Origin of the sequence: Stieleria neptunia (assembly GCF_007754155.1) — a bacterium.
In the GTDB taxonomy this organism is placed as follows: domain Bacteria; phylum Planctomycetota; class Planctomycetia; order Pirellulales; family Pirellulaceae; genus Stieleria; species Stieleria neptunia.
Window position 1 is genome coordinate 5,046,960 of record NZ_CP037423.1, and the last position, 24,199, is coordinate 5,071,158.

Consider the following 24,199-nt stretch of genomic DNA (forward strand, 5'->3'; position numbering starts at 1 on the left):
CCGGGATTGATCAATTCAAATGAGGTGACGGAAGCTGTCAATTCGCGGCGACACAGGCAAAAAAAACTTTTTAAAACGGGCGGCAGAATCTGGGCTGGCGCGAACTATAGAAGTATGAACCTGGAATCCAACGGCCCCGAACCACAACATTCCGTATCCGAAGCGGATTTTGTGCGTCTGTTCGCTCGGCATGAGCTGGCGTTGCGGAACTATGCGCGTCTGATGCTGCCCGATTGGAACGGCGTGGATGATGTGCTGCAGGATGCCAGCATCACGATGTGGGAAAACCGGCAGCAGCTTCAGGATGAAAGCGGCTTTCTGCCTTGGGGAAAAGTCATCGTTCGTCACAGGTGCTTCAATGCGATCGCAAAGATGCGTCGCGACCGACTGGTCCTCGATAAGAACGTCCTCGAATTGATCGCAAGCGAAGAAGAGGCTGAATCCGAGTCTGAAAACCTGGTCAGTATTCAACACTCTTTGGCGGATTGCCTCGGCAAGCTTCCTCCACAGCGCCGTGAACTAGTACTGGCACCCTATCGCGGGGCAGGCGAAGTGAAAACACTCGCCGAGCAAGCCGGAAAAACGCCCAACTCGCTCTACAAAATCATCGGCCGACTTCGTGCAAGACTGTCGCGGTGCGTCGAAGAAAAACTGAGACTGGAGATATCATGACCAAGGAAGAGATGAATCCCGAAGAGCGCATCGACCAGTACCTACTTGGGCAGGCGACGGCGGAAGACGTCGAAGTTCTGAACGAGCTGCTCGCCAACGATGAGCGACTGCGGAAGCACTATCGCTTCCGAGTTGCGTTGGAGGGCGGTTATCGAGAGGCTGCGATACGAGGCGAAAGTCTAGTGCCGATGATTGACGTTTCTTCAGCCGAAGCCGAAGCCGAAGCCGAGGCCAAGCAATCCTCTCGCAAGAGTTTTCTGTACGGTATTGCAGTAGCGGCAGCATCCCTCGCCGCCGTCGCCCTTTTTGCGGTAACGCAGTGGAGTCCCGTTGATCGAGAAACGCCATCCTCAATTACCTCCACAGTGGCAGGAATCCCAGTAGCGCGGCTGGTCACTTCGCTTGATGCGAATTGGCGTGACATTGATCCCACCCCCGGTGCTTTTCTTGAACAGGGCAGCTTTCGGTTAGATGCCGGAACGGTGGAACTGGAGTTCAACCGAGGCGCCCGAGTCACGCTTCGGGGGCCATCAAGTTTCGAGCTAAAGAGCACGGACTTGCTGCACGTGTCTTCCGGCAATCTTGTCGCGAGGATTCCAGAGGAAGCGATCGGCTTCACGATCGTGACCGATGAGGCAGAAGTCGTGGATTTGGGAACGGAGTTTGGGCTTAGGGTTGAAGACGGCGGTCAGACCGAGGTTCATGTCATTGAAGGTCTGGTCGAGATCTTTCCACGTGAGGATTCGAGCAATCGTTCCGCAGAGAGTATTCGCATCGAAGAGGGGCAGGCGATTCGATACAAGGTTGGCGATGCCGAAGAAATGGGAACGGAAAGAATCCCCGTTCGGTCTAGTCGCGGAGTATTGGGAACCACGCAACGGAGTGATCTTGGCCTCACTTTCCTGCAGGGAAATATCCGGTTGAAGGAAATGGTCTCCGCTGCCGACCTGAAACGTCCAACAAGTTCTTGGATCGAAGTGATTCCCGAGCAAAGCGGTGTTCTGCTCCAGCAAGCGATCCCGGTCACGCTGGTCGCGCCGGGCAACTATCGTGTCTTCGGTGACTCCGGTCAGGTCATCCCAGCAGGAACGAAAGTCGACAGCTACCTCTTTCATTTCCGTTCGGAACATCCCTCACCGGTCCAAGGTGTCATCAAGTTTGACCAAGAGATCGTCGGATTGATCTGTGAGGCGGGCCAGCTGGCTGTCAGCGATTCGATTCTCGGACAAGACGGAATACGGTATCCGGTGGCGAGCAGACAGTATCGCGGCCTGGAGCCGCACATTCGTTCTGAGAAGCTAGACCCAGAAAAGGGCGGAGGCTGGACGGCCGATGAAGTGACGGTCTCCCAAGACATGATGACAATTGGCTTGAGCGTCAACGTCAATCCCGGTCTTGGTGTGGATCAATTGAGAGTACTTGTGCGGAGCAAGGACTAGTCATGAATGAGCTTCCGCGAAGGGGCTTCCTGCACAGCAGCCTGGCGTTTGGGTGTGGCTTGGCCGCCACGCCATTGCTGAACCCTGCACGCGCGTCCGAAGTGAAAACGACCCAGGTTGCGCCGAGCGGTTTCTTTACACTTGGTAAGCGCAAAGATCACTGGTGGTTGATTTCACCTCAGGGAGCGCCGTTCTTCTCGATGGGATTGAACCATATCGATCCAGCGAGTCTGCGCTACCCCGAGAACCTTGGCATTTGGCGTGACAAGTATGGTGGTAGCACGCTGCGGTGGATTAAGGAATCTGTCGCACCCAATCTGCAGGCGTGGGGGTTCAACTCCGTCGGTTGGGTGCAGGAGGTAACTGTCAGGCAATGGCGGCATTCGCGAGCCTTTACCGTCGACGAGTATCGCGCGCTGGACATGCCGTATTGCCATTTGCTTCCTTTCACCGAATCACATCAGTGGGAGCAGCATACGGTTCACTACGATTTCCGCAGTGAAGACTGGAAGGAATGGGTGGACTACGTGGCGCGCTCGCACTGCGCAGAGCTGGCAGAGGAAAAGAACCTGATCGGCTATTTCTACAGCGACTGTCCTACATGGATTCACAACCGACCGTACAACCAGTGGCGCGGTCCGATTTTTGATCCTGAACGTCTAAAGACGGAAGCAGGGCGAACAGAACTAAGCGATCTGGCAGACGGCTACTACAAGACGATTCATGATGCTATTCGTCGCTACGACAAAAACCACTTGATCTTGGGGGATCGTTACGAGGCAAACGCGCCGATTGCGATGGAGGTGATCGATGCTGCGAAACCGTATGTCGACGTGTTGTCGTTCCAGGACTTCCGCGATCCTGTGCAGAATCTCGACGAGTGGCACAAGAAGACCGGAATGCCTGTGCTGCTGGCCGATGCTGCCAAAATCAAGTGGATGACGAAGCCGGGGGAATTCACTCCCAACGATGGCCGTTGGTACGCGGAAACTCTGGCGGCCTTGCATCAGAATCCAGGGTGCGTCGGCTTCCATCTGTGTGGGGCGTATCAGCGGAACAAAGGCCGGAGATACGGATTACTCGATGAACAAGAAAGGCCGGACACAATGAACGTGGATCTGATGAAGGCTGCCAATCAAGAGATCGTTAAGTGGATGGAACAGACTTTTGGAGGGTAGTCGAATGATGCCGACCTACAATCGAAGGATTCTCCTGCGCGGCGGCTTGGCACTGGGATGTGGTTTGGCCACAGAGCCATTGCTCGATCCTGCATGCGCGTCCGAAGTAAAAACGAGTCAGGTAGAAGCGAGTGGTTTCTTTACGCTTGGTAAGCGCGGCGATCACTGGTGGTTGATAACACCCGATGGCAAGCCGTTCTTCACAATGGGGTTGAACCACATTGATCCTGCGAGTCTTCGGTACCCTGAGAATCTCGACATCTGGCGCGAAAAGTACGGCGGCAGTACGCTTCGATGGATCCAGGAATCTGTCGCGCCCAACCTGAAGGCGTGGGGCTTCAACACAGTCGGCTGGGTGCAGGAAGTCACCGTCCCGAAGTGGCAGCATTCGCGTGCGTTCACGGTGGACGAGTACCGAGCGCTGGACATGCCGTATTGTCATTTGCTTCCTTTCACCGAATCCCATCAATGGGAGAAGCATACCGTCCACTACGACTTCCGCAGTGAAGACTGGAAGGAGTGGGTCGACTACGTGGCACGGTCTCATTGCGCGGAACTGGCCGAAGAACGTAATCTCATCGGTTACTTCTACAGCGATTGCCCGACGTGGACTCACGATAGACCCGACAACAAATGGCGAGGTCCAATTTTTGACCCCGAGCGATTGGAGACAGAAGCTGGGCGAAGAGAACTGAGCGAACTGGCAACGAGCTACTACAAGACCACGCACGACGCCATCCGTCGCTACGACAAGCACCATTTGCTGCTGGGCGATCGCTACGAAGCCAACGCGCCGATCGCCATGGAAGTTGTGAATGCGGCGAAGCCGTTTATCGACGTGTTGTCGTTCCAGGACTTCAGAAACCCGATTAAACACCTGGACGAGTGGCACAAGAAAACGGGCATTCCTGTATTGCTCGCCGACGCCGCCGGTCTGGGCGGGCGCAGTAACGGGGATTTTAAACCGAACAACGGGGCGTGGTACTCGAAGACGCTGTCAGCGCTTCACGGGAACGCGGGTTGCATTGGCTTCCATCTTTGCGGGGCCTATCAACGCAACAAGGCTCGCCGACGTGGACTCCTCGACGAAATGGAAAAGCCCGATGCGCAACACGTCGATCAAATGAGGGCTGCGAATGAACGGGTCACCCAGAAGATGGCCCAGATGTTTCAAGACTAACTGCACATGAGACCAAGCATATGAATTCCAAGACCATCGTTCTCGCATTGCTGATTAATACCCTCATCAGCCTTTCGGCGTCAGCCCAGGAGCTCGACACCTTTGGCGGCTTTACCGACATCAAGGGAAAGAAAACAGGATTCTTTCACACGCAAAAAATCGACGGTCGCTGGTGGTTGGTGACTCCGGAGGGGCACGGATTCTTTGGCATTGGCCTCAGCCATCCCGTGACAGGTTTTTCCCGGGACACGGTGACGTATTCCTACAGGGGTAACCAGGAAGCCTGGCTGCGCGACGGCATCAAAAAGATGCGAGAGTTGGGTTACAACTGCGTCTGGAGTGGGCCCTACAGTACGGAGCGGGCACGGTTTGGCTACGTCGACTACGAACTGGCCGAGCGAGTTTACCGCGAGGAGAAGATTCCCCACGCCATTCACGTGCCGTTGATCAAACACCAGGTGGAATTGAAGCCTGGCGAGAAACGCCCGGACGTCTTTAGTGACGAGTATGCCACGTTTGTCCAGGAGAACGTCACGAGATACGTCACGCCGAACAAGGACAATCCGTGGATCATGGGCTACTACTACGGATTCGGATCCTTCATGCGTTCCGGTTTGTGGATCAATGAAACTCTGGATCGCGAACCAGGAAGCCCTGGCCGGCAGTATCTGATCTCAGTCCTTGAGAAGCGTTACGACGGCGACATCCAAAAACTGAACACTGTTTACGGTAAGGACTACCAGTCCTTTGATGACCTCCGGCAAAAAGGAGGGATCGCTTATCCAGCTGGATACTTCACGTATTCAAAGAACAAGAACATCGCTGCAGACCAGGAAGCCCTGATCGCTGAAATCGTTGTTCAGGTGAACCGCCTTGGACATACCGAAATCCGCAAGGTGGATTCCAACCACATGGTCCTCGGTTGCTACGTGAAAGGCGTTACCTACTCTGCGGAACTTTGGAATCGAATCACTCCCTACATCGACGTGTTGGCGCCGCAGCACTTCAGCGAAACCCACAAGATCAACCCAGTCGTTGAAACCACCGGTCTGCCAGCGCTGCTCAGCGATCAAGTGTTTGGCAATGTCTATCCAGAAGCCCTCCTGCGATTGGGTAGAACACCGGGCCCCGTCCCCGATCATCTAGATCGAAGAGTGCTCTATCACTTGCTTTCCCGTCGATTAGCCGCCGATCCCGATTTTATCGGCGTCTCGTTTTGTGCCTGCCTGCACGACAACTCACACACGGTCGCCGCCTACGACCGAGGGCAGCCGGGCTTCTTCACCATCGACAATGAGCCCAGAAGCAGAACCATCGATACGGTTATCAAGGAAAACGATTACATCTACGAACAAGTTCGCCGTCCGATGAACGAGACAGCAATTAAGAGGCTCGACGACGAGTACCACGAAACGAATGCCCATTACCGAGCAATCTCCGGCCAGCGAACTCGCTTCTTGCAGCAAACGAATCGCTGATTTGCAAAGCCCTCGGCCGTGCCTTGCACAGACCAAGCCATGTCATGAAGTTAACACAAGCCAGAACTCAAATGCACAACAAGGTCGTTACAAGAATTACGAGTTGCATTGCCTGCATGATGTGTGGGCTGGCCAGCGCTACGGCTCAGTCAGCTGAACCGGACGATCGCCCCAATGTGATTCTGGTGATGACAGATGACCAGGGATACGGCGATGTGCGTTCGCACGATAACCCGTTGATTGATACACCGAATCTGGATCAGTTGGCGAAGGATGGCGCACGCTTCAAAAACTTCTTCGTTTCACCTCTTTGTGCTCCTACTCGAGCCAGCTTGTTGACGGGACGTTATCACATCCGCACGGGAACAGTGAATGTGTCCAACAACCTGGAGATCATGCGGGCCGAGGAAACCACGATTGCGGAGCTATTCAAGGCCAACGGCTACAGCACGGCTCTATTTGGAAAATGGCACAACGGCGAACACTATCCTCACAACCCAAATGGACAGGGTTTTGATGAGTTCGTTGGTTTTTGTGCTGGGCATACCGGGAACTACTTTGATCCGATCCTTGAACACAACGGCGGAACGATCGAAACCCGGGGCTTCATCACCGACGTTTTGACCGACAAGGCGATGCAGTGGATCGAAGCCAATCGCAACGAGAAGTTCTTCTGTTACATCCCTTACAACGCACCGCACACGCCCTATCAGGTGCCGGATGCGTACTATGAAAAATACAACGCCCGTGGTTTGAATGTGAAGAACGCGACGATCTACGGGATGGTCGAAAATGTTGACTACAACATGGGCCGTCTTCTAAAGAAAGTGGAAGAGCTCGGCCTGCAAGAGGACACCATCGTCCTGTTCCTTACCGACAACGGACCCAACACACCCGATCGCTACAACGGCGGCATGAAGGGGCACAAAGGGCAGGTGGACGAAGGCGGCGTGCGTGTCCCTCTCTTCGTGCGTTGGAGCGGTCACATCAAACCTGATCGCGTTGTCGATGGACTCGCCGCTCACATCGATCTTCTGCCAACACTGGCGGATCTTTGCGAGATCGAAGTCCCCGACAGTCTTCGGTTGGACGGACGTAGCCTCAGGGCATCGCTTCTGGATGAGCAATCCGACCCGAGCGATCGGATGATATTTACCCATCGCTATTGGGCGAAGGAGTTGCAACTACCCAATGGTGCGGCCAGAAGCCTCCGCTACCGCTACGTCCTGACAGCGAGAGAGGAATCTCTCTTTGACCTGGTTGAAGATCCTGGCCAGAAGAAAGACATCAGCAAGGAGTTTCCCAAGCAGTTCCAACGACATCGGGCAGCCTATCGCGATTGGTTTGCAGACGTCTCGAAAGACTGGGAATTGGAATCACTCATCCCCTGTGGATATCGCGAGTTTCCGATCACACACCTTCACGCGGTGCAATCAACACTGAGCGGAACGCTCAAGTTTCACGGCAGAGGATTCCATCATGACTGGATCGTCAACTGGGTTGAGGCTGATGACAAGATCACATGGGACATCGATGTCGTGGAATCAGGCACCTATCGCGTCGCCGTTAAATACACCTGCCCGAGGAAGGACACGGGATCGAAAGTTCGCATTCAGGTGAACGGTAACGGGCTCACATCCGTCGTTGATCGGCCTTTTGATCCCGCTCAATTTCCGAATCACGATCGAGCCCCCCGTGCCGGCGAGTTGGAGAAACCGTGGGCAACCCTCGAACTCGGAAAAATGGAAATGGAACAAGGAATAACGAAGCTGGTTCTCTCAGCAGATCGGATGCCTGGCACTCAGGTGATGGAAGTCCGAGAAGTCATTTTGGAAAGAGTCTTCTCCGACTAAACCCGGAAAGAGCCCTGCAACCCGTGAACAAATCAAATGGAAACTAAGATGAGCAGAACAAGAACGATCGGACACTCTCTCGCTTTCATTTGCACTGCGCTGGTCCTGACCGTGGTGGCCGTCAACGCTCAGGATGCGAGAAGGCAAAGGACGCGATTTGCTCCCATTCACGAAGCGCTGAATCTGTCAGATGAGCAAACGCCAAAATTCCTGAGCATTCAGAAAGCCATGACCACGAAGTGGGCCGAGCTTCAAAAGATGGAGCCCGAACAGCGGAAAGCGGAACAAGAAAGGTTCTACAAAGCGAGATTTGAAGAACTCGAAGAACTACTCACGCCGCAGCAGATGACTCAATACCGGGAAATCCGGCGGCGACGCTTCAATTCTCCGAATGGTCGTCCGCAAGCGAGGCCAAATGCAAGCGAAACCAACCGCAAACCGTTTGCTCTCGCGGACTACTCTGGAAGCGACGTCGCCGGGATCGAGTCGGTCCTCGATGAGTCGCTCGTTGAGTCACAACCGTGGCGACAGCAAGCCAACGAGCGAATCGACCGTCACCGCAAAGCGACCCTTGAAATCCGTGTTGTGGATGATGAGGGAAATCCGCTGGCAGGCGTTCCGGTTCATGTGAAGCAACAACGACACCTGTTTCGATTTGGAGGAGTCGTAAGCGGACGGAGCATGCACGCGTCTGCCGGAGACCAAAACGCTCGGCCAATCACTGCTGTCACTCCTGAACAGTACAAACAGATGTTTCTGCGACTCGGGTTTAATGCCGCCGGGTTCGGTATGTACCTCAAGTACAAGCGTCGCTCGATGGCCGAACCCCACCTACCGAAGCTGTTCGAGTGGTTCCAAGAACATAACATACCCGTTCGGGGGCACTGCCTGATCTGGCCCGGAGGTGACTACGGGAGTTTCATGCCGCCAGGCCTGAGCAAGCTCGTCTATGTCGATGACCCCAACGCCAACTGGAGCAGTACCGCCAAGGGAGTTCCACGAGACAAATTGACGGAAGCGGAACAGCAGAATGTCCGCGATCTCTGCAAAAGGATGATCGAAGAATCGGCTGGGCAATGGCCCGTCTTCGAGTGGGATGTCATCAACGAAACCCGCAACAATCACATCGTGCAAGACCTCGTCGGACACGATGTGATTGCCGACTGGTTCAAGATTGCGAAACAAGCCACTGTCGATCGCAATGCCTTGCTCTACCTCAACGAGAACAAGGTCATCTCGGATCCCGCCGACGGTGACGTTACCGACAAGATGAGACAATTCGAGAGTGAAGTTCGTCTACTGCTCGAGAACGATGCTCCAATTTCGGCACTCGGCTTTCAATGTCGGTTTGCCAATCAAACTCCGCCCGAGACAATCTACAAACGCCTTCAATACTTCGAGAAATTCAACCTGCCAATCGCCGCGACGGAATTCGAGATGAAGGACACGATCGGTGATGAACTGGAGAAGGCTGCGATGACGGAGCGAGTCATGACAGTCTTGTTCAGCCATCGCCTGGTCAACGGGATTTATGCCTGGACAACATTGCCCCGGGGGAGCGGCGGCACGGCAAGCCGAGCCATCCTGGAGTCGGACGGTCGCTTGAGGCTTCGAGGCAAGGTCTGGATGCACCTGATGAAAAAGCGTTGGTGGACCGACGAAACACTCACGACGGATGCTAATGGAAAGGTCAGTCTTCGGGGCTTCAAAGGCGATTACACCATCTTGGTGGGCGGCAATGTCGTTGACCTGAAGTTGGATGAAGATCAGCAGACGGAAGTCACCCGTTCGGCCCCCGCTGAACAATCCGCCATTGGGCTGACCGAGATCGAAGGCCGCACGTGGCTGATCACACCTGAGGGAAAACCATTCTTCGCCCACGGGATCACTCATGCAACGAACCGGAGTCTGAGTGCCGACTACGGCGCGCTCTCAAAGGCCTGCCAAGATCTCGGGTTCAATGCCTATGGGTACGGCTGCCCGGGACCGCTGAAGAGCAACCTGCCCTACGTAGAAGGTCGCAACTACGTTCCCATCTCGACGTATCGGGGCAAAGGGGGGAGTTTCCGCTTCATCGACATCTTTGATCCTCGGCAGCAGCAGAGACTGGCAACACAGGTCAAGCAGACCTGTCTCCAGAACCGCGATAACCCAAACCTGATCGGATACTACTGGACTGACCTCGGGGCCTGGCCGCTGAAGAATTCCGTCGGCAAAAACTGGGTGGACTTCATCCGGGAATTGCCTGCCGATGCACCCGGCCGCAAGGCCTACGCTGAGTTTCTCGACTCCTGGCAGGGCGATGACGCGAAAGCACGGGATCTTGGCTTCCTTCGAGTTATTGCACGCGAGTACTTCCGCGTCATGGGAGAGGCGAATCAAGAACACGATCCGGACCATCTCATTTTCGGAGACCGCTTCGCCTTCAACACCATCGTTCCCGAAGTGCTTGAGGAGCTGGTGCCCTGGGTCGACGCAATCGCGATTCAACCGCCTTTCCAACCGGGGTTTCCCAAGGCGAAGTATCAGGAGATTCACGAGTTGACCGGAAAGCCCATTTTGATTTGCGATTTCGCGATTCGATTCAAGGACGGTGACAAGTCGATCCGTGGCTGGCAGCTACAGGAAGATGCAGCGGCCGCCGGAGTTCACTATGCAAAGTACATCCACGCCGCACTGCAGACGCCCTACATCATCGGCGCCTTCTGGTGCAATCCCGTCGACTCGACGGGTGCCTTCAATAGAAGTGGAGGGCTCAAGCAGGGGTTTTTTGGTGATGGGCTGACGCCGCGACCGGGCCTGAGCGAAGCGGTGGCCGAGCTCAACCGCCACATTACCCAAGTCACCCCTGATCGTGCCGATGCGCCCGAAGTGAAATAAAGCACACTTCGAAAGACACCCATGCAACAAAAGAAAGTGATATGACGCTGTTTGAAAACACATACAGACGCACGCTTCTCAAGCACGCGATTGCGGGTCTGCTGACGCTCTGTTTTATCCAGGTGGCTGATGCAGAGGCTGTTCCTGTGCCGGCGACGGTTAGGGCAGTCAAGAACGAGGGAACAAAACCCCGAAATGTAGTGTTCATTCTCTCGGACGATCACCGCTACGATGCGATGAGTTTCATGGGGCATCCGCTGGCGAAGACGCCGCATATGGACGCGATGGCGAAGAATGGAGCGCATCTCAAGAACGCATTCGTGACGACTTCGCTGTGTTCACCCAGTCGCGCATCCATCCTGACTGGACTCTACACCTTTCGACATCGAGTGATCGACAACCAACGCGCCGTTCCGGATGGGACACTGTTCTTTCCCCAGTACCTTCAAAAGGCGGGCTACAAAACCGGGTTCATCGGCAAGTGGCATATGGGCCGCGCAAACGACAGTCCTCGCCCGGGTTTCGATTATTGGTTCAGCTTTAAAGGCCAAGGAATGTATTACCCGCCAGGACCACAATATACGATCAACGACAATGGACGCCGGGTACCGCAAGATGGCTATATCACGCCTTTATTGACCCGAAAAGCGATCGAGTTTCTTGAGCAGCAGGAAGGCGCGGAGGAACCGTTCTTTTTGTATCTATCGCACAAGGCCGTGCACGATCCGTTTACTCCGGAACCAAAATACAAAGGCTCACTTAAAGATCAACCTTATGAATTTCCGGCATCGAGCGAACTGCTGAAGAACAACCTGAAGAATCGTCCACGTTGGCTTCTAGACCAACGCAACAGTTGGCACGGCATGGACTTTGCCTTGCACACTGGTCAGAGCGTCGAAGGGTTCTACAAGAGATACTGCGAAGCTCTGAGCAGCGTTGATGACAGCATCGGAGCCGTTGTCGGGCAGTTGAAAGAGATGGGCATCTACGAAGAGACGCTGGTCATCTACATGGGTGACAACGGTTTCATGTTTGGCGAGCACGGATTGTTCGACAAGCGAGTTGCGTATGAGACGTCAAGTCGCGTTCCGATGCTGATGCAGTGCCCCGAGATCATCGAAGGCGGTTCGGTGGTGGAACAGGTCGTGGCCAATATCGATATCGCTCCAACGGTCATGCAGGCCATGGGGCTGAAAAAGCCGCCACACATGGACGGACAAAGCTTCCTGCCACTGGCCCAGCTTCCGCCAGCACAGCGCAAGTCGATTCCGTGGCGCGAGTATTTCCTCTACGCGTACTATTGGGAACAGAATTACCCACAAACGCCGACGCATTTCTCGCTACGCGGAGACCAGTACAAGTACACGACGTACTACGGGCTCTGGGATACGGATGAGTTGTTTGACATACAGGCCGATCCGATGGAACAGAACAACCTCATCCATGATCCGGCATTTGCAAGAACGAAACAGCAAATGCAAAACCGGCTCTACGCAATGATGGAAGAGCTGGGAGGAATGGAAATTCCGATGAATCCGCCACGCGGACGCCAACAGAACAAACGTCTTCGCAATCGTGACGGAGTGAAGGCGGCAGACTTCCCCGAAGCCTTCATCGTTGATGAGCCACTTCGAGAGATCAAGTAGGACCGCCCAAACTGATGACATCCCAGAATGCTAATTTCACAGAACGCTAATTGACACTGATTGGACACTCATTCGGGTCGTTCAGAATCAAAACACGCATCAACATGAAAATGAAACAGTACTTCCTCTTGTTTATAGCCGCCTGCTGTTTTCCGGGCGTTCCTTTCAGTCATGGCCAGGATGACCTCTCGTGGGCATCCAGCGAAAAGACCCAATTCACGCCCAATGTTCATCACCCGAACATTAAGCGTGTCACGCTGTTCGCTCAGAACCCCGACATCGTCACACCGATTGGAATCGCCGTCGCGTCCGATGGCCGAGTGTTTGTTCAGGAGAATCACACCCACAAACGCAACTCAGACTACCGGGGGCCAGAGACTGACCGGATTCTTGTTTTCGAAGACAAAGACAACGATGGCATCGCTGATGATCGGTCCATTTTCTACGAAGGTCACACCTTTAGCACGGATCTGTTGTTTGGCCCCGACGGGCATCTCTATGTGAGCACTCGCTGGTTCATCGGTCGTTTTCGGGACGCCTCCAATAAAACCAAAGCGGAGGGCGAGCCAGAGAAACTTATCATCTGCGAAACCGATGGTGACTACCCACATAACGGGGTAGGAGGACTTGCGATCGATCCCGCAAACCCTGAGTGGCTCGCATTTGGTTTTGGCGAGAACCTTGGCGCGGATTACACCTTCGTCGGCTCGGACGGCGTGAAGCTTTCAGGTGGCGCCGAAGGTGGCTCGACCTATCGTTGCCGTACCGATGGCAGCAAGCTCACTCGCCAAACAACCGGACACTGGAACGCCTTTGGAATGGCATACGATCTGGCGGGGAACCTCTTCAGCACGGACAACGATCCCAACGCCATTCCGCCGAATCGCTTGCTGCATATCGTTCCGGGTGCCGACTTCGGCTTCGAGTACCGCTACGGTCGATCGGGACTGCACCCGCTGGTGTGTTGGTACGGCGAGAATCCCGGAACACTTGGAATGATTGGGGCATTGGGTGAAGCGGCAAGCGGCTTGATCTCTCATGGCCCCGGAAAGCTGCTGAGTGCCTCATGGACCGATAACCGCGTCGATTTGCATTCATTGAAACCGCGTGGAGACTCATTCGTCGCCACTCGTGAACAGTTTCTCAGCGGCCCCGACGAGTTTCGGCCGGTGCACTTCGCTTATTCCGCCGACGGTCGCTATCTCTACTTCACCGACTGGGTGAAGCTGTCCTATCCGGTACATGGCCATGGACGCATTTGGCGAGTTGAATTTAAGCAGCCGATCACGCTCGAGCCATCGTCAAACCGACCACCAGCCCAGGAGCTTTCAACAACCGAAGCATTCGTCAAGCTTGGAAGTGATGATCCCTACGCACGCACCGCAGCCATGCATGCGTTGTTGGCACATCCTGAAGCGTTGGCGGGCTACGACTGGCAGTCGGAAGCCAATGGAATCGCGCGAGCTCATTACGCTGTGGCACGAAAGCGTTCCGATGCCGCAGGACGCACTGACATTATTCCTGCATTGTTGGAAGACGATGATTCGGAAGTGCGTTTCGTCGGTATCAAGTGGATTGCAGACGAGAAGCTCAGCCAATACGAGTCGCAACTAAGAGGTGTTCTCAATCGAAGCGACCTCAGTCGGCGCGACTTGCTTTCGGTGATTGCCGCACTCGCGCGAATGAGTGGCGGATCGAGAAGGGAGTTTTCTCCCGATAAAGTCTTGCTTGAATTAGCACTCAGTGAAGATAAGCCGCCGGAATTGCGTTCACTCGCGCTAGCCAATGTAAAGGTGAACTACCCCGGCCTGAAAGTTGCTTCGTTAGCCGCTCTGGCGAGATCGAAGTCCCGAAGTATCCAGCGTGAGGCGATCCATACACTCGCTCTTCATTCAGACGCGAAGAGGGCGGCCGTGTTAGCCAGGATCGCAGACGATAATTCGGTAGATGCAGATCTTAGAGCGGATGCGATCGCAGGGCTCGCCGGCGGCGGGCAAGATCAAGCGGCGCTGTTAAGGAAACTTGCATCGGATTCCGATCCGACGATTGCCGAAGAAGCGGATCGTACGCTTGTCGCGGCAGGACTTGACAAACGAAAGGTTGAGGACAAACCGCCGGCCGATCGAGTCGACGATTGGGTAGCACTGATCGAAAGTGAAGCGTCGGGCGAGCCTGATGTCGCGGTTGGTCGTCGTCTCTTTTTTCACTCGACATTCGCGGGTTGTTACAAATGCCATGCGATACAGGGCCGCGGTAGCGCAGTTGGACCGGATTTGACCAACATCCATAAACAGACCGGTGTCAATCAAGCGTGGTTGCTGAAACATATCGTCAACCCAAATGCTGAAATGGCTCCCTATTATCGTCCACAACAGTTGCTGACAGTCGACGGAGTGGTGTTGACCGGTTTGATTGTTGGAAAAGAAGGACAGAAGCAGCAGTACGTCGCTTCAGACGGTACCACGTTCAGTGTTGACAAGGAGGATGTCGAAGAGCGGCGTGAGTTGCAAACGTCCATCATGCCCAACGGTCTAGTTGACGCAATGACGGTCGTCGAAATCCGCCATCTGATCGCGTACCTGCTCAATGACAATGAAAGACGTATTGAACTGGATGCGGCGATGGATACTGACTCCGCCAAACCTCAGATCGTTGGCAACCCGGGTTTCATACATCTGGAAAAGGACAATGGAGTTTGGTGGTTAGCTGACCATACCGGGAAACGGTTCATTACCACGGGGATGAATCATGTCGGCGAGGGCGGTGTGCTGTTCAACGAAGTCAACAAAGGGTGGCTGACGGGAAAGTTCGGCGAGGACATCAAAGGATCATGGGGCGGCTTGAATCCTCGCGCTAGGAACCACGGAGGCTATGCCGACATGGTTGTGAAGGACTTCAAGGACTATTCGTTCAACACGATCCCTTTCCATGCCTACTCGACGCCCCTGGATCTGTACGAAAAGCGTGGGATTTATTACGTCGCCAAGATCAAGGTTCAGAGTATTTCACTGATGCAGATGAATCGCGCGAAGGGTGCTCGATTTCCCGACGTCTTCTCCGCGAGTTTCCGGGACAAATTGGATGCCCTGGCGAAGAGGACTTGCACACCGTTGCGTGACGCGAAGTATTGCCTCGGATACGCCTACTTCGACATGCCCGATTTGAAGTCGGTGCGCCGATGGCACAGACAGATGTTTCCCGATGGCGGGCAGATCTACCCCTGGGTGCAGGACATGCGCGCGCTGCCCCCCGGCGCGGCGGGCAAACAGGAATGGATGCGGATCCTGAAACGAAACCATGCATCGGCTTCGGAGGCTGCGCGGGTTTACGCGGTCGATGACATCGCCTCGTGGGAAGACTTGGCAAAGGTCACGTCCTGGCCGATCAAACCCAACGATGTTCCCCGAGTCCGGAAGGACTCGGAGGACATGCTCACTGTTCTGGCCGAAAAGTGGTATGGCCTGCATCGCGAACTGATCAGGAAATACGATCCGAACCATCTGCTCCTGGGCGATAAACATGACGTCGGCTACGACAAGTCGGTGGATATGATTCCCGACGGAGTGCTCAGCGCCATCGGCAAATACTGTGACGTCATGATGATTCAGTACTACACGTTCTACACGGACCAACACAACTCGACGCTCCGGAAACTGCACAGTCAGACTGGCCTGCCGATCATCAATGGCGACCATTCGTACTCCTTCAAGACATCCAAACACACCAAGATCAAGGGTCTAGAAGTGGAGAGCTTCGAGGCAGTCGCCAATGAGTACCGCCGCTATTTGAAAGGCATCATGGAGGATCACCCCTACATGCTGGGCTGGTGGTATTGCGGCTACATCGAGCAGTGGGCTCCGGCCGGGACCAAGCAGCTGGGACAGCAATGCGGTTTCTTCAGCCCCTTCGGAGAGCCGAATGCGGAACTTCTCGCGCTCGTCAAGGAAGCAAACGAAAACGCCTCGATATGGCATGGCGGCGCATCCAAGAACGAGCCACCACCACGCGTTGAGACTTCTGAACCGGACACACCCGCTGAGGCTTCTGAACCGAACACGCCCGCCGAGATGTTTGCGGCGTTAAATGTCACGGCGGAACAGCAGAAGAAACTCGACGTGCTGGAAAAAGAACGCCAAGCCGCCGAGGCCAAGTTCCAGGACCTCAACGGAGAAACGCAGCGAGATGCGAGAAACGCATTCTACGCGGAAAGAAAGAAGAAGCTGCAGAAGATCTTCACGGAAGAACAATGGGCCATTTGGTCAAGCTTTTGGAGCCGCCCCAAACCAGCAACCAACCCGTAATAAGACTAGCAAACAAGAGTAAGAACGATGAAGAACACTTTGGCGGCTTTATGGGTGATCGCAATGGCGATTGCTGTAAGTGCGTTTGGAAAGAACGCTGGAGCCGACGAATGGGTCAGCCTCTTCAATGGCAAAGACATCGAAGGCTGGGAACAGAAAGGCGGCGAAGCAACCTACAAGGTTGAGGATGGGTGTATTGTTGGGACCACCAAACCACGCACGCCTAACTCCTTTCTTTGCCCACCAAACAGCTACGGCGACTTCGAGCTAACATTTGACGTCAAGTGTGACCCCGACCTCAACTCGGGCGTACAGATTCGTTCGACTTCCTACGCCGCTCACATCCCCGCAGGCCTTTCGGAACAAGAGACTGCGAAGGCAAAAAGGAGAGTTGATACGAATTCTCTTTTTGGGCCGCAGGTAGAAATTGCGGCAACTGGCAGGGCCGCTGGTGTCTGGTTTGAAGGTGTCGGTGGCTGGCTGTTGGATCCGAATCCTGAAGTTGCGAACGAAGTCTATAAGAAAGACGGATGGAACAGTTTTCGTGTTCTCGCGAAGGGTAAGTCGATCCAGGTGTGGATCAACGGCACAAAGGTTTGCGACGGCAGGGACAATCGCACACTTCTTGCGAAGGGCCGTCTCGGTTTTCAGGTCCATGGTGTTGGTGAGAAGACTGAACCACTTTCGGTTCGTTGGAAGAATATCAAGATTCGTGAAGTTCAAACGCAACCCAATGTTCTGTTCATACTGACGGATGACCAGCGGTACGATGCCTTAAGTTGCATGGGGCATCCACATCTGAAAACGCCCCATATCGACAGGCTGGCCAATGAAGGCCTACTCTTTCAAAATCACTTTTGCACGACCAGCCTCTGCTCTCCGAGTAGGGCATCGATCCTGAGCGGACTCTACGCTCACACGCACGGCGTCTCCAACAACTTTACCGAATATCCGGAGAGCATGATCAGCTTTCCCATGCGACTGCAGGAGTCGGGTTACGAAACGGCGTACGTCGGCAAGTGGCACATGGGCGAAAAGAACGACATGCCCCGCCCCGGCTTTGATCATTTCGTTACCCATAAAGGCCAGGGGAAGTACTTTGACACTGAGTTCAATTTCAACGGGAAAGATCGGCGTGTTGTTGAGGGATATTACACAACCGTCGTAACCGACATGGCGATGGACTGGATCGAGGATCGCGATTCCGACAAACCCTGGGCAATCATGGTGGGACACAAGGCTCCGCACAGTTTTTACTTCCCGGAGGAGAAATACCAACACGCGTTTGATTCCGCGGATATCCAGTATCCCAAGAGTGCGTTTAACCTGGGCGACAAGCCAGCCTGGTTCAAGAAGCGGCTGGATACCTGGCACGGGATCTATGGGCCGTTATTTGACTGGCGAAAAAAGTTCCCGGACAAAAGCCCAGAGGCTGTCAAAGACTTTGCCCAAATGGTTCGCGCCTATTGGGGGACGCTTCTTTCGGTCGACGACAGCGTTGGCCGTCTCTACAAGTTCTTGGAAGATCGCGGCGAGCTGGACAACACGCTGGTGATTTTCACGTCGGACAACGGTTTACTTGAAGGCGAGCATGGCATGGTCGATAAACGGACCGGGCACGAACCATCGATTCGCATTCCACTTGTCGCTCGCTATCCAGGCTTGACCAAGCAAGGCAAAGTCATTCCACAGATTACAGCGACCATTGATTTCGCTCCGACGATCCTCGATATCTGTGGCGCGGAGCCGCTTGAGAAAGTTCACGGCCACAGTTGGAAGCGGCTTGCTCAAGGTGATGACTCGGATTGGCGAACGAGTTTCTACTACGAGTACAACTACGAGCACCAGTTTCCATACACGCCGAACGTGCGTGCCCTGAGAACCGATCGTTGGAAATACATTCGGTATCCACACGGAGATGGTTCACCCGATCGGCATATGGCCGAGCTTTACGATTTGAAGGTCGATCCGGGTGAAAACAAGAACTTGATCAACGACGAAGCCCATGCGGATGTTGTCAAAGAACTTCGGGCTGAACTCGATCGATTAATCGCCGTGCACGGGGATGGCAAGCCGGATGAAATGCCCGTGGATCAGGGGATTCAATCTGGCTTGCCGGAAGAATCAATTCGTTAGCATTGGATGAGGCGGGCCGCGCCAAGCGAAATGTCCTCAGAAGCGTGTTTGCGGACGGAGCTCAGCACAATCCCATAAAGCCAATCAAGATTACCCAACGGATCAAGGATTCCTATTCATGAATACCCGACGACAATTCATTCAGTGCGGTATCGCAGCCGCAGCTGGCGTCTCGATCTCATCGGCGCACGCCCAAGCCAGCGGCGAATGGAAATCACTCTTCGATGGAAAGACCCTCAAGGGCTGGAAGAAAGTCCCTCGCATCTACGTCCACAACGCCATTGGCGATGCGAAGACGCCCGAAGCTGTCGAGGCGGCCATAAAGAAGACGTTGGATTGGCACCGCTCGCAGAACAGCGAGCTCCACCGCCATCTTGGAGACTGGAAAGTGGTCGATGGCGCGATCGTTGGCGGACAGGATCCTCCCGGAAGCCGTATGGGTGCATACCTCATGACCGAGGAAACTTACGGCGATTTCGAACTTGAATACGAAATGCGTCCCGACTGGCAGACCGACACTGGCGTGCTGGTCCGTCAACACAAAGCAGGAACGATTGGGATTCAGGTGCTCTGTGATCACCGGCCTTCCGGCGGTATCGGCGGATTCTTCACCAACGGTCTCGGCAGTTACCTTGCGGCTCCCGTCGTTGTCGACGGCGACATCGGAGAAAACTTCAAGGTGGAGAATCTCCGCGAGGGCGAAATCCAATCCAAATTCCCTCGCGCCAAAGTTTCGGGTGCGGCCACCTATGAGCAGTTTCGCAAAGTATGGAACGTGAACGGCTGGAACCGCTTCCGCGTTCGCTGCGTCGGCGCCAATCCTGTCCTCACCGCCTGGGTGAACGATCTCGAAATGGGCACCCTCGATACCGCCGACACCGGTGTTCCGGGATACGATCCGGCCATCATCGGGCAACGCGTGGGCAGCCGCGGCCACATCGGTCTCGAGGTTCACAGCAACAGCCCGAAGAAGGGCTGGAACCAGTGGGCCAAGGGAGCCGTGAGCCGGTGGCGAAACATTCGCGTCAAGGAGATCGGAGCGTAACCCATGTGTGCAAGATCGCAGGGCCGCAAGAGGCAAGGGGAACGACCGCGCGTAACTTCAAGACTTGCGGGAGGGTCACTTGTAATGTGCGCAGCGCTACTCGTGACGAGCAGCGCATTTGCGCAGACGTCGGCCGAATACGATTTCAACCGGGACATTCGCCCCATCCTCTCGGGCAAGTGTTTTCACTGTCACGGACCCGACCCTGCCGCGCGAGAAGCGGACTTGCGGCTCGACGACCGCGATGAGGCGATCGACTACGGCGCCATCGTGCCGGGCGAACCGGACGAAGGCGAATTGATCTTCCGCGTTACGACAGACGACCCGGACTTGCGAATGCCTCCCAAGGGCGATCCGCTGTCTGTAGAGCAGATCGCCAAGCTGAAAGCTTGGATCAAAGACGGTGCTCCGTACGAGGCACACTGGTCGTACCAACTGCCGAAGCGCCCGTCACAGCCTGTCGTGCAGGACGGATCATGGCCCGCTGGTGAATTGGATTACTTTGTCCTGGATCGAATCGAGCGAGCAGGTCTCAAGCCAGCGCCAAAAGCGAAGCCGGCGGTTTTGCTCAGGCGGCTCTATCTCGATCTGATCGGCTTGCCTCCTTCGGTCGAAGATGTCAAAGCATTCGAAGCGGACCCGTCGCCAGAAAACTATGAGGCCCAGGTCGACCGTCTACTGAAATCAAAACACTTTGGTGAAAAGTGGGCCGCTGGCTGGCTCGACCTCGCCCGCTACGCCGACTCAAACGGTTACCAGCATGACGACCTTCGGACCATGTGGCCGTATCGCGATTGGGTCATCGAGGCATTGAACGAAGATATGCCGTTCGACCAGTTCACGATCGAGCAACTCGCCGGCGATCTTCTTCCCAATCCGACGCGAAGTCAGTTAATCGCTACCGGCTTCAATCGCAACGTTCCGACCAACTTTGGGGGCGGATCGAAAGTGGATGAGGTGAGGGCGAACGTGTTGCACGACCGCGTGTCGACGACAGGCGCGGTTTGGCTGGGGTTAACACTGGAATGCGCCCAGTGCCACGATCACAAATTCGACGAGATCTCGCAGAAAGAGTACTACCAGTTTTACGCCTATTTCAACAAAGCCATCCCCGAGTTCGCCCAAACGGGCGACGGCATGTTTCGGAAGCACTTTATTGGTAACGAAGTGATGGTCTTTTCGTCGGAAGCGGACCGGCGAAAAGGTGCGGAACTCCAGCGCGAGATCGAGCTAGAAGAAAAACGAATCGCTGCCCTTGGGGAATCGACTGGCGCGATGAGCGAGAACGCCGGTGAGGAGGTGACGCTCCTGGATTTCGAAGGGCCTGAACCTTTCAAGAGTCATAAGGCTACTCGAGCGGTGACAACTTCGCTGGTCGAAGAGAATCCGGGCGGAGAGGGTAAGTATGCGGCTCGGGTCGAAGCGGATGCGGTCACCGAGACGAAGGGCTTTTTCGGAACAGGCTATTCCATTCCGACCACGGACTTAGCGGATTCATCGGAGCTCAGGTTCTGGATCAAGACCGATATTGCAAGCCGGTTCAACCTGCAGGTTCACAATGGACGTCGAGAAGCGAGCGTGTACGAGTTTTCGACGATGGACCTCGTTCCGGGACAATGGACGCAGATCGTTGCGCCTTTGGCCGATTTCGTAAAGCCACGTTGGTCGATCAGTGCCGTTGACTGGAGACGTATCCAGCAAATCCAGATCACGGCGCACGGTTCAGGACCCTACGACGGGAAATACATCATTCTGGACAACGTTGTTGGCGTGGCATCTTCCGAGCGAGCCAGTCGTATGAAACGCATCGCGCAGTTGCGTGTGGAGCTTGCCGCGCTGCAGATTCCCACCATGGCGATGCAGGACAATGAGTCTCCGTCGCAGACGCATATCATGGTGCGTGGAGACTATGCATCACCCGGGGATCCGGTTGAGGTGGGAGTACTGGGGAGCATGCATCCTTTGGATCCCGATTTGCCGCCCAATCGTCTCGGGTTGGCCAAGTGGTTGGTTAATGATGCGAATCCTTTGACGCCTCGCGTGGTCGTCAACCGAATTTGGAGTGAAGTATTCGGACTTGGCATCGTCAGTACTCCCGAAGATTTCGGCATGCAGGGTGAGGCTCCTAGTCACCCTCGACTGCTCGACTGGCTAGCGGTTCAATTCGTCGAGCAGGGTTGGTCGATGAAGCGTCTTCTAAAAGTCATCGTGCTATCGTCTACCTATCAGCAGAGTTCGTCGGCTTCTGACGAGAAGATCAAACGAGATCCTCAGAACGAGTTGTACTCTCACGGCCCGCGTTTTCGATTGTCCGCAGAGCTTATTCGCGACAACTTGCTCGCTGTGTCAGGGCTCTTGTCTGACAAAATCGGCGGCCCCGTCGTGTATCCAGTGCAACCCGCGGGGGTCTGGAAGGAGATCCCGGGTGCCGATGTAAACCGTTACCCGACTTCCCAGGGCGACGATCGATATCGACGTGGAATCTATACCGTCTGGCGGCGCGGCAATCCCTACCCAAGCATGGTCAATTTCGACGCGCCCGAGCGGACTGTCTGTACGACAAAGCGAGATCGCTCGAACTCGCCACTTCAGGCTCTGACACTCTTAAATGATCCGGTCTACGTTGAAATGGCGACCGAATTGGCGAAGGCCATCAAGGGCTGGCCAGGAAGCGATCGCGAGAAGATCACGCGAGCGTTTCGCACCGTTGTATCACGAAAACCCAATGAGCGCGAGCTTGAGATCCTGATGAATCTTTTGAAAGAGCGTGGTTCGTGGTTCGTAGTAGCCCAAACACTCTTAAATCTGGACGAGGCGATTACCAAGTCATGAAGAATTTGAATCAACGAATCAACTTGGTGAATCGTCGCGACTTGTTACGACAAGGGACGCTCGGCATAGGATCCCTTGCCCTTTCGCAACTGCTCTCTCGAGATTTTCAGGCGAGCGCCGCTGGACCATCGAGACCCAAGTTGCATCACGCGCCGCGGGCCAAAAATGTGATCTTCCTGCATATGGTGGGCGGTCCGTCTCAAATGGATACATTCGACCCTAAGCCGGCGCTGGACAAATGGGACGGCCAATCGCTTCCCGGGGAGCTAACCGAGGGCCAGAAGTTTGCCTTCATTACACCGGAAGCCCGAGTCATCAAATCGCCTTACGAATTTAAGCCGAGAGGTCAGTCGGGAGTCATCATGTCGGAGTTGTTTCCGCATCTGGCGACCGTTGCCGATGAACTCACGGTGATTCGAAGCATGAAGACGAATGAGATCAATCATGCTTCCGGTGAGCTCTTTATGCACACCGGGCATGGGCGCATGGGGCGCCCGACGTTTGGGGCTTGGACGTCGTATGGACTAGGCACCGAAAATGAAAATCTGCCTGCCTATGTCGTGTTGAAGGATGGTCTACCGGTAGCCGGGGCGCCCATCTGGGGTAGCGGCTTTTTACCCTCAAATCATCAAGGTGTTGAGTTTCGTGGAGGCAAAACGCCCATCCACTTTCTCAGTAATCCGGAAGGAACCACGTCCGAGGAACGCCGCGCCGTAGTCGATGCGGTAAAAGAGCTCAACGGTCAGGCGTACCAGCATTATCGAGACCCGGAGATCGAGACGCGTATTTCCCAGTACGAGTTGGCGTATCGCATGCAGACCTCCGTGCCGGAGCTTGTGGATCTCAATTCCGAACCGGAGCACATCTTGAGACAATATGGTCTCCGCACTGCTCGAGGAGCCAATCCCGGTTCGAGTTTCGCTCGCAATTGTTTGCAGGCGCGCCGATTGGTTGAGGAAGGGGTCCGCTTCGTGCAGGTATTCGCAAAGGGTTGGGATCATCATGCTGACATCTATTCAGCATTGCCCCGCTCCGTCCGTAATGTCGACAAGGCCTGCGCGGCCTTGATTCAGGATTTGAAGCAACGCGGCATGCTGGACGACACCTTGGTCATTTGGGGCGGAGAGTTTGGACGTACTCCGATGGTTCAGGAGCACAATGCCGGTACCGGCGAGCTCACCGCCCCCGGCCGCGACCACCATAAAGAGTGCTTCAGCATCTGGATGGCTGGAGGCGGGGTGAAAGGAGGGTTTACCTACGGTACGACCGACGAGTTTGGATTCGGCATCGTTGAAAACCAAGTGCACGTCCACGACTTTCACGCGACGTGCATGCACCTGCTTGGGATCGACCACGAGCAACTGACTTTCCGCCATCAAGGACGCGACTACCGACTGACCGACGTCCACGGACACGTTGTGCACGATATCCTCGCATAGCTGGATCTTGTTCCGAGCTAATGCGCATCGGTGAAGGCGACCGCCCGCAATTCACGCTTCTTCTTCGAGCTGGCGGTTGGACCAACCGCTAGCACGAAAAAAATCGCGGAAATGCAGTAG

General features: G+C 55.0%; 13 protein-coding genes. All 13 read left to right on the forward strand.

Annotation, left to right across the window (positions count from 1 at the left end):
- Positions 1–6: 6 nt before the first annotated feature.
- The 13 genes from Enr13x_RS17520 to Enr13x_RS17580 all read left to right on the forward strand — a co-directional run bounded on the left by Enr13x_RS17520 (position 7) and on the right by Enr13x_RS17580 (position 24,079).
- Positions 7–672 carry a sigma-70 family RNA polymerase sigma factor gene (locus Enr13x_RS17520; protein ID WP_231744354.1) on the forward strand — a complete coding sequence of 222 codons (666 nt, stop codon included), beginning with the start codon at positions 7–9 and terminating at the stop codon, positions 670–672.
- Positions 669–2,111, forward strand: coding sequence for a FecR domain-containing protein (locus tag Enr13x_RS17525; protein ID WP_145388176.1), 1,443 nt, complete (start codon positions 669–671; stop codon positions 2,109–2,111). Before Enr13x_RS17520 ends, Enr13x_RS17525 begins: the two co-directional genes overlap by 4 nt.
- A 2-nt stretch (positions 2,112–2,113) precedes the next feature.
- Positions 2,114–3,289: an agarase gene (locus tag Enr13x_RS17530; protein ID WP_231744355.1), complete on the forward strand. Its 1,176-nt coding sequence runs from the start codon at positions 2,114–2,116 to the stop codon at positions 3,287–3,289.
- Positions 3,290–3,293: 4 nt separating this feature from the next.
- Complete coding sequence (locus Enr13x_RS17535) at positions 3,294–4,469, forward strand: agarase (protein ID WP_145388178.1); 1,176 nt, start codon at positions 3,294–3,296, stop codon at positions 4,467–4,469.
- 20 nt (positions 4,470–4,489) lie between these two features.
- A complete protein-coding gene (locus Enr13x_RS17540) occupies positions 4,490–5,947 on the forward strand; it encodes a hypothetical protein (protein WP_145388180.1) in 1,458 nt (485 codons plus the stop codon).
- A gap of 44 nt (positions 5,948–5,991) precedes the next feature.
- On the forward strand, positions 5,992–7,800 hold the full coding sequence (locus Enr13x_RS17545) for a sulfatase-like hydrolase/transferase (protein ID WP_145388182.1): 1,809 nt from the start codon (positions 5,992–5,994) through the stop codon (positions 7,798–7,800).
- Between the two features lie 750 nt (positions 7,801–8,550).
- On the forward strand, positions 8,551–10,680 hold the full coding sequence (locus tag Enr13x_RS17550) for an endo-1,4-beta-xylanase (RefSeq protein ID WP_197456102.1): 2,130 nt from the start codon (positions 8,551–8,553) through the stop codon (positions 10,678–10,680).
- Positions 10,681–10,721: 41 nt separating this feature from the next.
- Positions 10,722–12,326, forward strand: coding sequence for a sulfatase family protein (locus Enr13x_RS17555; protein WP_145388186.1), 1,605 nt, complete (start codon positions 10,722–10,724; stop codon positions 12,324–12,326).
- A 104-nt stretch (positions 12,327–12,430) separates the two neighbouring features.
- A complete protein-coding gene (locus Enr13x_RS38960) occupies positions 12,431–16,627 on the forward strand; it encodes a PVC-type heme-binding CxxCH protein (RefSeq protein ID WP_231744356.1) in 4,197 nt (1,398 codons plus the stop codon).
- A gap of 27 nt (positions 16,628–16,654) precedes the next feature.
- Positions 16,655–18,763 (forward strand): sulfatase-like hydrolase/transferase, encoded by a 2,109-nt coding sequence (locus Enr13x_RS17565; RefSeq protein ID WP_145388188.1) that lies wholly within the window; start codon positions 16,655–16,657, stop codon positions 18,761–18,763.
- A gap of 118 nt (positions 18,764–18,881) precedes the next feature.
- The gene (locus Enr13x_RS17570) at positions 18,882–19,808 is read left to right on the forward strand and encodes a 3-keto-disaccharide hydrolase (protein ID WP_145388190.1); all 927 of its coding nucleotides are present in this window, start codon (positions 18,882–18,884) and stop codon (positions 19,806–19,808) included.
- Between the two features lie 102 nt (positions 19,809–19,910).
- Positions 19,911–22,640, forward strand: a complete 2,730-nt coding sequence (locus Enr13x_RS17575) for a PSD1 and planctomycete cytochrome C domain-containing protein (protein WP_197456103.1) — start codon at positions 19,911–19,913, stop codon at positions 22,638–22,640.
- On the forward strand, positions 22,637–24,079 hold the full coding sequence (locus Enr13x_RS17580) for a DUF1501 domain-containing protein (RefSeq protein ID WP_145388194.1): 1,443 nt from the start codon (positions 22,637–22,639) through the stop codon (positions 24,077–24,079). The genes Enr13x_RS17575 and Enr13x_RS17580 overlap by 4 nt, the downstream gene beginning before the upstream one ends.
- The last annotated feature ends 120 nt before the right edge of the window (positions 24,080–24,199 follow it).